Source organism: Schaalia sp. Marseille-Q2122 (genome assembly GCF_903645355.1).
GTDB lineage: Bacteria > Actinomycetota > Actinomycetes > Actinomycetales > Actinomycetaceae > Pauljensenia.
The window spans coordinates 119424-131136 of the sequence record NZ_CAHJXR010000002.1 but is presented as its reverse complement, the minus strand read 5'-3'; the positions used below and the strand labels follow the sequence as shown (position 1 = coordinate 131136).

Sequence of the window (11713 nt, the reverse complement as noted above, 5' to 3'; positions counted from 1 at the left end):
CTTTGTCAGTTCTGTGGTGTGAGTCCGCGTTCTTCCCAGTCGGCGTAGGTGCCGCCGTCCCAGGTCCAGGAGGTTCGCCCGTTGCAGGCGCGTCCTACGGCGAGGGCTCCGGCTTGGGAGGGTGATGAGCAGGGGATGTCCCGGGTGGTGGTGGCAACGCCGGTTCCGCTATCAATGTGGATTGATCCGTCATTGACGAGGGCGTTGCGCGTGTTTTGCAGGGAGGCGTAGGAGCGTTGGGTGGCTTCGGTGCCTGCTTTCCCCATCCAGCGTGGGGCGATGCGTGAGCCTTCGAGGAGGAGGAATTCACCGTCGATGACTTGGCTGCGGGCGTCGATGTGGTGTTTGGCGAGCTTCAGGTGGAAGATGGGTGATTCTGTGGTGGGGGTGATCTCTTGTGTGGCGGCGATGGCGGTCTTGCGGCTGCGGAGGATATTGACGCCGAGGACTGGGAGGATCACTTGGAGTTGAGCGAAGAAGGCTTCCATGTCGGAGCGTTGCGCTTCGGAGAGTTTGCGTCCTTGTGGGGTGTTGCCGTTTTCGAGGTGGCAGCGTTCGGCGAGACGGGCTTGTTCGACGAGGCGCGCTTCGAGGTAGCCCCAGTGGCCTTCGTTGAAGGCGTCGTCTTTGGCGGTCATGATGACCATGCGGTCCCAGAAGTCTTTTTTGGCGTCGTGGTCGCGAAAGCGCGTGGTGAAGCTTTCTGTGCGGCCGATGTAGGCGCGGGTTTGTTCGGTGACGCCGGGGTCGTTGCCGAGCAGGATGTAGGTGCCGTTTCTTTGGGCTTCGTCGCGGGCGAGGATGCGGGCGAGCTCGGCGCGTGGTCCTGCCAGGAGGTGCCCGGTCCATCCGGCGATTTCTGCGGTGGTGAGCCCGCCGGCGACGCCGTCTACGAGGAAGAGCTCGATGTGTTTGCCGTTCATGCGCGTGTGGGCTCCTGGGTGTTTGGCGAGGCCATCGCGGTGGGTTCGGTGAGTTCGGGGAAGCTGAGTAGGCGGTCGCGGTAGTACTCGTATTGTTTACGGCGGGCCGCAATTTCTGCGGGCAGGCCGGAGCTGAGGTCATTGACCAGGGCATTCATCTGGTCAAGGATCCCTGAAATCCGGCGTTGTTCGTCAAGCGAGGGCACAGGAACACGAAACTCAAGAATTCGTTTCCTATCTCCTCGCGGCATCTTTCCTCCTCGCGCGGTCGATGCATGAAAATCAAAGAATCGATCTGAGGCAAGAACACGGTAAAGATACGAGGATAATACTTGTGTTTGGTCGATAATACGTAGGACCAGCACATCTGCACTCGCACCTCCGTCGCACGTTGCGAGCCATATCTTCTGCAGATAAGGGCGGATATTACCGACAAGAATATCCCCTTCAGATACTTCAGCTACATTCGATGAAGGCAAAGCAGAGGCATCCTTTCTGCCTTTCATCTCCTGGAGCAGATTTTCAACGCCTGTGTAGTTATAAGGGGAGAGTTCAACGGCTGAAATACGCTGGTTACTGAAGGAGCATATTTCGCCCATCATCATCCACCGGACCTCAGGCTGCCAGGACGAAGACTCTCTCTCTCTCTCTCTCTCTCTCTCTCGAAACTACTCAAGTTATTGAAAGAAAGTAAGGCGTCACGGTAGTGCGCATATTGTATACGTCGCTTTTCCAGCTCCGCTTCCAGCTCCGCTTCCAGTGTCATAAATAAGTCTAGTATACGAACGATCTCTTCCTGCACTTCGACAGGCGGAACTGGAACCTGAATTCGGCCCAGATCTTTCGGCGACACACGGCGAACTTTAGTCCCATTTACTAGCCGATCCTTAGCTGACTGAAATACCCCGCTCTGAAATACGTACGACAGATACTTGTTCACTAACGAATGCTTGAAGATCAGAGCATCACCACTGACGGCTACCTCAGATTCACCTTCCCAGGCAACGGCCTTGGCAACTGCGGAAGTATCCTCACTTGTCGTGACGATAACAAGGTCACCCGGCTCAGCTTTTTTTGCTTTCTCTGCTTTCTCGGGGGAAATGAATGAGACGGTTTGAAAGCATGAGAGTCCATAGTAGGTGTGAATCTGTCCGTAGTGAATAGCTGGGTGCCCTTCGGATTGCAGGTCACTCTTCTGGATTCCTGCACCGCGAACAAAGATACCGAGCTCTCCGAGTGGCCGATACGGAACCCCATCGGGACACAGCTCCTGAATGAGCTGCTCAATATTGGTGCCCATGCGGATGACCTCGTCCAGCTCTGCTTGACGCGCCTCGCGCGCCGACGCACTCTCCCCCATGAACTCTTCCCCCTCCGAGAGGACAGGCCCGCCATGCGTGGCATTCTCAGGTGTTGGCAGCATGTCACTTAGCCTCGGCTTTCTCACTGAGCTCCTTGATGGTGGCAGCGTAGTCCCGCTCCACAGGAGTCTGAAGGTCACGGATTCGTTGGCGGTAGCGTTCGCACTCACGCTTGACCACATTCATCATCTGCTGATGGCTTCGGGTTCCGCGACCTTCCAGAACCTCCCCACCCATTGCAGCAATAAGCGTCTTCAGGTGTGGCATCCAATCCACCATGAAGGTTGGCGTGTGCATGCGTGCGCGCAGCTCCGCCGCATCAAAATAGGCCGACACCATCAAGCGCAGGCGCTCCAACTCATCCTGAGTCAGATAATTCTTCGCAACCTCCGCCTCTTCGCGGGTTGGCTGCTCACCTTTAAAGGAAGTCAGCCCCATGTAGGGCGCGTCAGCATCGATCCGGCTCATCACCAGCTCTGCTGCGGTTTGGCCATGGACAGCGAAATGGAACATGTTCTGCACGGTGGCAAAGAATTCCCGAGCGACCGGGGACTTCGGATCATAGTCCGGGCTGGTGGCGAATAAATCCAGTACCTGCCGATAGAAGACCTTCTCGCTGGCGCGAATATCACGGATTCGATCCAGGAGCTCACGCCAATACTCTCCCCCACCCAGGTTCTTCAGACGCTCATCATCCATCGCGAAGCCCTTGACCAAGAACTCCGACAAATGCTGCGTGGCCCACTGACGAAACTGCGTGCCCTGAGGTGAACGCACGCGGTAGCCCACAGCCAACACAGCCTCCAGGCTGTAGTACTTCACCTTGCGTTCGACCTGACGGGAGCCCTCTTGGCGAACTTGTAAGTAATCCTTACAAGTTGCCTCCGTCACAATCTCGCCCTCGTCGTACAGACGCTTCAGGTGGATGGCAATATTCTGCCGACTGGTCTGATACAGGGTGGCCATCTGCTCCTGCGTCAGCCACGCCTGCCCGTCATACAACCCCAGCTCCACAACAGGCGCCCCTTGAGCATCCCGATAGACAATGAGCTCACCCCGGATATCCTCATCACTCACCTCAGGAAGGAAGATAGTCGCCTCGTCGCTGATCTCAATCTCCTCATCACCGCCACTCACGAGCGCCCTCCTTCTACCGGCCCAGCATCACCCTCCAACGCCGCAACAATGGCGTCAATCTGCGTGCGCAGCACCTCCTGGCGGGCCACGATCTGACGGATCTCCTCATTCAAGGCAACGATATCCACCTCTTCGCGGGTATCCTCAGGCTCCACATAACTCGACACGGACAGCGTGAAGTCGTTAGCGGCAACGTCCTCGTAAGACACCACGCGCGCGAAATGATCCACATCCTCACGGCGCGTAAAAGCCTCCATGATCTTCGCCTGATGGTCGGGCGTGAGCTTGTTCTTATTGCCCACGCGCGTAAACTCAGCCGAAGCATCAATAAAAAGCACGCTGTTATCAGCCTTCGACTTCTTCAAGACAATAATGCAGGTGGCGATCGTCGTACCGAAAAACAAATCCGGCGGCAACTGGATCACCGTATCGACGTAATTGTTATCCACCAGATACTTGCGGATCTTGCCCTCCGCGCCCCCACGGTAGAGCACGCCAGGGAACTCAACAATCGCAGCCGTACCATCCACCGACAACCACGACAGCATATGCATCGTGAAAGCCAAGTCAGCCTTCGACTTCGGCGCCAACACGCCCGCAGGAGAAAAACGCGGGTCAGAAATCAGCGTCGGATCAGCATCCCCCGCCCACTTCACCGAATACGGCGGATTAGAAACAATCGCATCAAAAGGCTCATTCTCCCAGTGCGCGGGGTCCGTCAACGTATCGCCAAGAGCAATATCAAACTGGTAGTAGGGAATATCATGCAAGAACATATTGATACGCGCCAGATTATAGGTGGTCAGGTTAATCTCCTGGCCATAAAAGCCATCCACCTTGCCCGGCCCCAACAGCTTCGCAAACTTCAACAGCAGCGAACCCGACCCACAACACGGGTCATACACGCGGCGCACGCGATCCTTCCCCACCACAGTAATCCTGGCCAGCAACTCAGAAACCTCCTGAGGCGTGAAGAACTCACCCCCAGACTTACCCGCGCTAGAGGCATACATCGTCATCAAATACTCGTAGGCATCCCCAAAAGCATCAATGGCATTGTCGCCAAAACTGCCAAAGTTCAAATCCCCCACCGCATCAAGCAGCTTAACCAGCTTCTCATTACGAGCAGCAACGCTATTGCCCAACTTGGCGGCGTTAACATCCAAGTCATCAAAAAGGCCCTTAAGGTCATCCTCGGCATCAGTGCCAATAGCGGAGCCCTCAATATTGCGGAAGATGCGCTCCAGAGTCTCATTCAGATCCTCGTCGCGGGCAGCGCGGGCGCGGACATTCACGAACAGCTCAGAAGGCAGGATAAAGAAACCCTTATCCCCCACCGTTGCGGCGCGGCCAAACTCAGCATCCGCATCCGACAAGCTCGCGTAGTCAAAATCAGGGTTCCCTGACTCCGCCTCCAAGCGATTAAGGTACTCGCACAGATTCTCCGAAATGAAACGGTAGAAAAGCATACCCAGGACATAGCTCTTAAAATCCCAGCCATCCACACTGCCGCGAAGATCATTCGCAATACGCCAGATCGTGCGGTGCAGCTCAGCGCGCTGCGTTTCCTTTGCGGTGTCCACCATTGGGAGCCATCCTTCGCCTGTGGAGGGAAAAACAAACACTCACAGCTTAATCTGCCCACCCCGGATCTCAGGAACGGCCCACGGAGTTGCTCCCTCAAGCAGACACGAAAGCCCCCATGACCGCGAGCCCTTCAACTCCATATAATTCTCATTAAGAAATACCCACGGGAGGTCGCAATGGGCTACACACTCGATGACAAACTAGTCGTAGGCATTTCCTCCAGCGCCCTATTCAACCTCACCGAGTCCGATGCCGTATTCCGCCAAAACGGTGAGAACGCCTACCGCAAGTACCAGGCTGAACACATCAACGACGCCCTCAAGCCCGGCGTCGCGTTCAGTTTTATCAAGCGCTTACTCTCCCTCAACAACCTCTGTGAAGACCAATGCCCCCTCGTTGAAGTCATCATCTTGTCGCGCAACGATCCTGAAACGGGACTCAGGGTCATGCGCTCCATCAAAACCCACGGCCTCGATATCTCGCGCGCCATCTTCTCGCAGGGCAAATCCCCCTACGAATTCATGCAAGCCCTGCACATGTCTCTATTCCTCTCAGCCAATCGCGACGACGTCGTCGAAGCTCTTGGTATGGGTTTCGCAGCAGGGCAAGTGATCGGACAGCCCGCAGCCGACCTCGAAGGCACCGACCTCCGCGTTGCTTTCGACTTTGATGGAGTCCTAGCCTCAGACGAATCAGAGCGAGTCTTCCAAGAAGGCGGTCTAGAGGACTTTCATGAGAACGAAGCACTCAACGCCTCAAACCCCCTTGAAGAAGGACGCTTGGCCAATTTCTTACGAGCCCTCAACCGCATCCAAGAGATCGAAGACGCCCTCAAACTGAAGGATCCACAATACAAACAGCGCCTCCGCGTAGCAATCGTTACCGCACGCAACGCGCCCGCTCATGAACGGGTCGTCAGCACCTTGCGCGAACGCGGACTACATGTGAATGATGCCTTCTTCCTCGGTGGCATCGATAAATCAACAATCCTTAACGTCCTACGCCCGCACATCTTCTTCGACGACCAACGCGGACACCTCGAACCCGCCGCTGACCAAGTACCCTGCGTACACATTCCCTTCGGAGTCTTGAACGCTTCCCCTTCCGAACAGCAGACCTCCAGTGAGTGAACCTCTCACCACGCGGAAAGAAACACGACCGCCTTCCACAGCACTCCAGAGTGATCCGCGCTCCCGGCCATAACCGCCGCTCAACTGTCGAATTCAGAAATCATCCGGGTCAACATCCTGCCAAGCTTCACTGGAGGTGTAGATGACGCTGAAAGGCAGGTCAGCTCCGTCCTCGCTAAACCACAGACACACCGGCCCCTGAGCGCCAAAGTCATAGCGTGGTGGTGGGGTGAACTCAACAGGCAGTCCCAGGCAGATCATCGTTTCAGCCACCACATGAGCTCCCGTTTCGTCCATGCTGGCACGGAAGCGCTGTGTGACCAAGCCTCCCCCCTCAACGCCATCAACAAGCGCCTCGTACTCCATGTCCAGCACTGGCACGGTGACGACAGTCGAGTGTTCGATTGGATCCTCGGCCTCCCACGCCTTCATACTGGCCTGCGCCAGCTCCAACAGTTCCCAGCCATCCACCTGCTCAGCTTCCGTGGCGAGCTCAGTGAACCACACCCACACAGGGTGGCCAGCGGGAGTCAGCATCCGCACACGAGTGAGAGGACGCCCATCGACCTCGATCAGCGGATGACATGAAAGGTAGACCGCCTCGATCTCGCGACCACAATAGTCCTGAAGGGAGTCTCTTACGGGAGTAATATCCCCATCCCAGGTCATATGGCCCGTATCGATCTTTACTGTGGCACTGCGAAACAACCCGCCGTCGCACACCACAGAAATATCAGCCAACTCGGCGAGTTTAGCGGGACAACTCGCGTCCAGCTCAGGCCGGGCTCGCATAGGGATGCCGACCTCTGCCACCTGTTCAACAGCGATCTTCAGAGTCACCGGATCAAAGGCAGCAACTCCGTTGGTCACAGGGGACACGGAAGGCACGGCCCCCAAGTCATATTTCACGCTCATGGAAGTCCTCACAGTAACAGTCGGTGCCAGACCGACTTGGCACGCCCCATTTTCGGATCAGGCGAGATTCCACTCTAGCCCAGTATCAGTTAGAGGCGGAGCCCAGTTAACACAAGATTCTCCATTAGGGATAGAGCAAGCGGAAACGCTCGCAGACAACGGGCATATCCTCAGCGAAACCGCCAGCTTGCGCCCCCGCAGTACCAGCTTGAGCAGCCCCTCGGTCGGGCAAGGCATCCACTGCGTTGGCAAGGCCGACGCCTTCACCATCGGCTTCGGCGGTACCCTCGTGTGCGGCATTGCCCTTATGCCGAACCGTCCTGGTAGGAGGCGGAGCCCCATAGGTCCGCCAGAAACGTTCATGTTCCATGCGCCAGTATTCCAGCGAGCGGTCCCCCTCGCCTTCCGCGAAAGCATGCTCGGCGGATACCTCGTTAAAGGGCACGATGTCAACCGCGGTCGTTTCGACGATAGCGCAGGGCACGCCCACGCCATCAAGGATGATGTTGAGTTGACCGACGTGTGGAAGCGCCTCCCCTTCGGCCTGATAGTCCCACAGGGACGAGGCTGTGCCCGTCTTAATCCCGGCAAGGACGAGGACGAGCAGCTCGTCAGCCATCTCGGGGGTGGCGCCAAAAGCCCACGCCTCGGCGGGTTCCTCGGGGAGTTCGGGATGCTCCAGGCGTGCGCGCTGCCAGAAGCTCTCAATGCTTGACGTCTCAGACATACACGCAACCCTAGCGCGCCCTCGCAGCGCGTTGCAGAATCCACACCGCGTCGCAGAATCCACACCGCATTGCAGAAAACACTCCGCGTTGCAGAAAACACACCGCATAACCCCCAGAAACTGCAACGAGGCTCCCATAGCTGAGGTGCTTCAACGGGCCAGAGCCTGGTTAGGCACCCATCCCCGGCCATTCCGAGGCAGTGCCCACCACTAGGCGCGAAGTTGCGTGACACTTGTTGTCCTGGGGATCACTTGTTGCATTTTGGAGCAGCTATACCTGTCACGCAACACAACAACTGTCACAAAACTGCCCCCCACCCCAGCAAAGCACCAAACGAAGGAGGGATGAGGCGCCTCGTCAGGTTAGGTGGGCGTTGAGCCGACGCGTAGCGCCAGGCTCATGGGCGAACGAGGCGCCTCATCCCTCCGCGCAAGAGTGCTAGGCCGAGCTGTTATTGCGGGGGTTTGGGCGTTGAGCCGACGCGTAGCGCCAGGCTCATGGGCAGGAGCGGTGCACCCCTACGGTGCTCTAGGAGAAGAGACGATCAGCCAACCTCCGCCGAAGCCACAGCCTCAGCGAACCAGCCGGTAATCGACGTCGGGTGAGTAATCGCTGTTCCAACAATCACGCACCACGCGCCAGCCTCCATGGCAGCCTTCGCATCGGCTGGCGTGTGTACGCGGCCTTCGCAGATGACGGGCAGGTCGAACTCGGCGACCATCTCACGCAGGAGTTCCAGGTCGGGGCCGTGGGTCTTTTCGCGCTCACCGGAGTAGCCAGCCAGCGTGGTCGAGAGGATGTCCGAACCGGCTTCGGCGGCCATGCGGGCGTCCTCAATGGAGCCGCAGTCGGCCATGACGAGGATGCCCTCAGCGTGGCAGGCTTCGACAACCTGAGCGTAGGTCAGGCCGTCGGGGCGGGGGCGGCGGGTGGCGTCAATGGCGACAATGTCGGCGCCAGCTAGGGAGCAGGCGCGGGCGTGACGCAGCGTGGGCGTAATGTAGATGCCCTCGTGACCTTCCTTCCACAGGCCGATCACCGGCACATCTACCTGGCCTTTAATGGCGGCAATATCGGCCAGTCCTTGGCAGCGGATGGCGGCTGCGCCGCCAATCTCGGCGGCCTTGGCGATGCGGGCCATGGTCTGGGGATCACGCATGGGCTCGCCGGAGTATGCCTGAACGGACACGACCAGGCGGCCCTTCATGCTGTCAATCAATGGGTGTGTCATTAGTCGTGTTCCTTTCTGAACTGAACCGCAGCGCCAAGAAGCGGAGCGTCGTCTCCCAGAGTGCCTTCACACAGTGGGGTTGCCTGCGCGGGGTTCATGGCACTGGCGGCGTAGCCTTCACGCAGGGCTTCCCACCAGGCCTCGCCCGAGCGAGTCATTGACCCGGACAGGACGATCACGCCAGGGTCAACCATATTGGCCACCGATCCCAGCAGTCGGCCAAGTGCTCGCGCCGAACCGTAGAGCACCTGCTGGGCGGCGGCCTCGCCTGCGCGGGCACGCGCGTCAATCTCACGCCCGGAGGCGACCTCGCCAGTCAGCGCCTCATAGCAGGCGGCCACGCCGGAGCCTGAGGCGAGGGGCTCAATGTGTCCCTCGCGCCCGCAGGAGCAGGCCAGGCCAGAGGCCTCGACGGCATCCATGTGGCCAATGTGGCCACCCAGGCTGTGGGCACCCCTGTGGACCTGGCCACCTTCGACAAGGGCGCCACCAATGCCGGTGCCGACGGCCACCGTCAGGCAGCTTGGATAGTTGGCTCCAGCGCCGATGGTGGCCTCCCCCATGCCATGGGCGTGGACGTCACCAAGAACCGACACCGGCACGCCCAATCGGGCGCTGAGCTCGCCAGCGATGTCAGTCCCCGCCCACCCTTTAATCAGGTCGGTCGCAGAGACAACTGTCCCGTTGTCGATGACGCCCGCAGCGGCAACGCCCACCCCACGGTAGCCCTCAAAGTCAGCGGCAAGTTCACAGATGACTTCAAGCAGGCGGGCACCGCCTTCTGATGCTGGCGTGGGGGCGGATGCGGATCGGATGACCCGATCGCCCTCCACGAGGCCGACGCGGATCTTCGTTCCGCCGATATCGACCGTCAGGATGGACATCAGCCCTCCAGCAGTCCGTTGCGGACGAGGACCGCGCGCACGGCCTCAACATTCTCGCCGGTGAGTGCCGACACGGGCTCGGGCATCTGGTTGGATTCGAACACGCCCAGCAGCTGCAGGGCGGTCTTGAAGCCACCCACGCCAGCGCCGTAGCCGGAGATGCCCTTGGCACTCATGGCCACCTTCATCACGTCAGCGAGGCGGTCCTGTTCGGCGCGGACTGCTTCCCAGTCTCCGGCCTCGTAGGCGTTCCACTGGCGCACGTAGCCTTCGGGGTCAACGTTGCCCAGGCCCGGCACGGAGCCGTCAGCGCCGGACATGTAGGCGCCGTCGACGACGACCTCGTGGCCGGTGAAGAGGGCCAGGGGGTGGCCTTCTTCCTTATTGCGCAGGCACAGCAGGCGGAAGGACACGTCGTCACCGGAGGAGTCCTTCACGCCCTGGATGACGCCATCCTTGCCCAGGCGGATGAGCAGGTCAACGCTGAGCTTGGTGTGGACGCAGACGGGAATGTCGTAGGCGAAGATCGGAAGGTCGGTGGCTTCACGCAGGGCGCGGAAGTGGCGCTCGACCTGGGCTTCACCACCCAGAGCGTAGAAGGGGGCGGTAGCAACGATGCCGTCAACGCCGTACTCCTCGCACACGCGAATGTGCTCAATGACGCGTTCGGTTTGCGTGTCGATCACGCCAGCGAGGACGGGTACGCGCCCCTGGACGACGCGCTGGGTGGCGGCGAGAACCTCGCGGCGGCGGGCGTCAGTGGAGAAGGCTACCTCGCCGGAAGAACCCAGAACGAACAGGCCGTGCACACCGGCGTCGATCATCCTGTTGATCTGCTTGTCAAAGGAGGCCTCATCGAAGGTACGGTCTTCACGCAGGGGGGTGACAACCGGGGGGACAACGCCGCGGAATTGAGTAGTCATAGTGTTGGTGTTTCCTTTTCACATGGCCGCTCTGCGGCCGTCAGTGGTTGGCCAAGCGGGTTGGCCGATAGTCGTTGGCTGGGTGGCCCGGTTTCAGAGGGCGGGGTGTAGGAGTGAGGGCGCCGCTCCAAGCAGGGTCTTGGTGTAGGCGTCCGTCGGATTTTCGAGGATCTGGCGTGCGGGACCTTCCTCGACAATCCTGCCTTTGTTCATGACGACGATGCGGTCGGAGACGTAGCGCACGGTCTGGATGTCGTGGCTGATAAAGACCATAGCCAGGCCAAGTTGATCCTTCAGATCCGTCAGGAGGTTAAGGATCTGGGCGCGCACCGACACGTCCAGTGCTGAGGTCGGCTCGTCGGCAATGATGACATCGGGGTTCAGTGAGAGCGCGCGGGCAATGGCCACGCGCTGTCGCTGACCGCCGGAGAGCTGACCGGGCAGGGCGTTGAGCGAGGAGTCGGGCAGACCCACCATGGCGATAAGTTCACGCACGCGCTGCTCGCGCTCAGCAGGGGTGCCGATCTTGTGGACGAGCAGCGGGTCCATCAGCTGGTCCTTGACCATCATGCGCGCGTTGAGCGCTGTGGCTGGGGACTGGAAGACGACAGACACCACGCGCCCCATACGGCGGCGGTCAGCGGGGGTGCGCTTCGTGACTTCCTCACCCTTGAAGAACACCTGACCGCCGGTGGGGGCCTGTAGGCCACACATGACGTTAGCGGTGGTGGACTTGCCGCAGCCGGACTCCCCCACGATGCCGATGGTTTCGCCGGGCATAAGCGCCAGTGAGACACCGTCGACCGCGTGAACGAGGTTGGGACGGAAGATGCCGCCAGTGCGTGAGCGGAAGGTGACGTGGACGTCCCGCAATTCGATGATTGGTTCAGTCAT

At 59.4% G+C, this 11713-nt stretch carries 12 protein-coding genes; 1 reads left to right on the top strand and 11 read right to left on the bottom strand.

Annotation, left to right across the window (positions count from 1 at the left end):
• Positions 1-5: 5 nt before the first annotated feature.
• The 5 genes from HWX48_RS01560 to HWX48_RS01540 form a co-directional block, all read right to left on the bottom strand.
• Positions 6-923, bottom strand: a complete 918-nt coding sequence (locus tag HWX48_RS01560; RefSeq protein WP_175953982.1) for a GIY-YIG nuclease family protein — start codon at positions 921-923, stop codon at positions 6-8.
• On the bottom strand, positions 920-1429 hold the full coding sequence (locus HWX48_RS01555) for a restriction endonuclease subunit S (protein ID WP_254872926.1): 510 nt from the start codon (positions 1427-1429) through the stop codon (positions 920-922). Before HWX48_RS01555 ends, HWX48_RS01560 begins: the two co-directional genes overlap by 4 nt.
• Before the next feature lie 95 nt (positions 1430-1524).
• Positions 1525-2346 carry a restriction endonuclease subunit S gene (locus HWX48_RS01550; RefSeq protein WP_175953978.1) on the bottom strand — a complete coding sequence of 274 codons (822 nt, stop codon included), beginning with the start codon at positions 2344-2346 and terminating at the stop codon, positions 1525-1527.
• A gap of 1 nt (position 2347) precedes the next feature.
• Positions 2348-3421 (bottom strand): virulence RhuM family protein, encoded by a 1074-nt coding sequence (locus HWX48_RS01545; RefSeq protein ID WP_254872906.1) that lies wholly within the window; start codon positions 3419-3421, stop codon positions 2348-2350.
• Positions 3418-5007 carry a type I restriction-modification system subunit M gene (locus tag HWX48_RS01540; protein ID WP_175953976.1) on the bottom strand — a complete coding sequence of 530 codons (1590 nt, stop codon included), beginning with the start codon at positions 5005-5007 and terminating at the stop codon, positions 3418-3420. Before HWX48_RS01540 ends, HWX48_RS01545 begins: the two co-directional genes overlap by 4 nt.
• A gap of 177 nt (positions 5008-5184) precedes the next feature.
• Between HWX48_RS01540 and HWX48_RS01535 the strand changes: the two genes are divergently transcribed.
• The gene (locus HWX48_RS01535; protein WP_175953974.1) at positions 5185-6138 is read left to right on the top strand and encodes a 5'-nucleotidase; all 954 of its coding nucleotides are present in this window, start codon (positions 5185-5187) and stop codon (positions 6136-6138) included.
• 93 nt (positions 6139-6231) lie between these two features.
• Here the strand turns inward: HWX48_RS01535 and HWX48_RS01530 are convergent, their stop codons facing one another.
• The 6 genes from HWX48_RS01530 to HWX48_RS01505 form a co-directional block, all read right to left on the bottom strand.
• Positions 6232-7053 carry a hypothetical protein gene (locus HWX48_RS01530; protein ID WP_175953972.1) on the bottom strand — a complete coding sequence of 274 codons (822 nt, stop codon included), beginning with the start codon at positions 7051-7053 and terminating at the stop codon, positions 6232-6234.
• A gap of 124 nt (positions 7054-7177) precedes the next feature.
• Positions 7178-7780, bottom strand: a complete 603-nt coding sequence (locus tag HWX48_RS01525; RefSeq protein WP_175953970.1) for an ASCH domain-containing protein — start codon at positions 7778-7780, stop codon at positions 7178-7180.
• 545 nt (positions 7781-8325) lie between these two features.
• Positions 8326-9012, bottom strand: coding sequence for an N-acetylmannosamine-6-phosphate 2-epimerase (locus HWX48_RS01520; RefSeq protein ID WP_175953968.1), 687 nt, complete (start codon positions 9010-9012; stop codon positions 8326-8328).
• The gene (locus HWX48_RS01515; protein WP_254872905.1) at positions 9012-9896 is read right to left on the bottom strand and encodes an ROK family protein; all 885 of its coding nucleotides are present in this window, start codon (positions 9894-9896) and stop codon (positions 9012-9014) included. The genes HWX48_RS01520 and HWX48_RS01515 overlap by 1 nt, the downstream gene beginning before the upstream one ends.
• Positions 9896-10819, bottom strand: coding sequence for a dihydrodipicolinate synthase family protein (locus tag HWX48_RS01510; RefSeq protein WP_175953966.1), 924 nt, complete (start codon positions 10817-10819; stop codon positions 9896-9898). The genes HWX48_RS01515 and HWX48_RS01510 overlap by 1 nt, the downstream gene beginning before the upstream one ends.
• Positions 10820-10912: 93 nt before the next feature.
• On the bottom strand, positions 10913-11713 hold the full coding sequence (locus HWX48_RS01505) for an ABC transporter ATP-binding protein (RefSeq protein WP_175953964.1): 801 nt from the start codon (positions 11711-11713) through the stop codon (positions 10913-10915).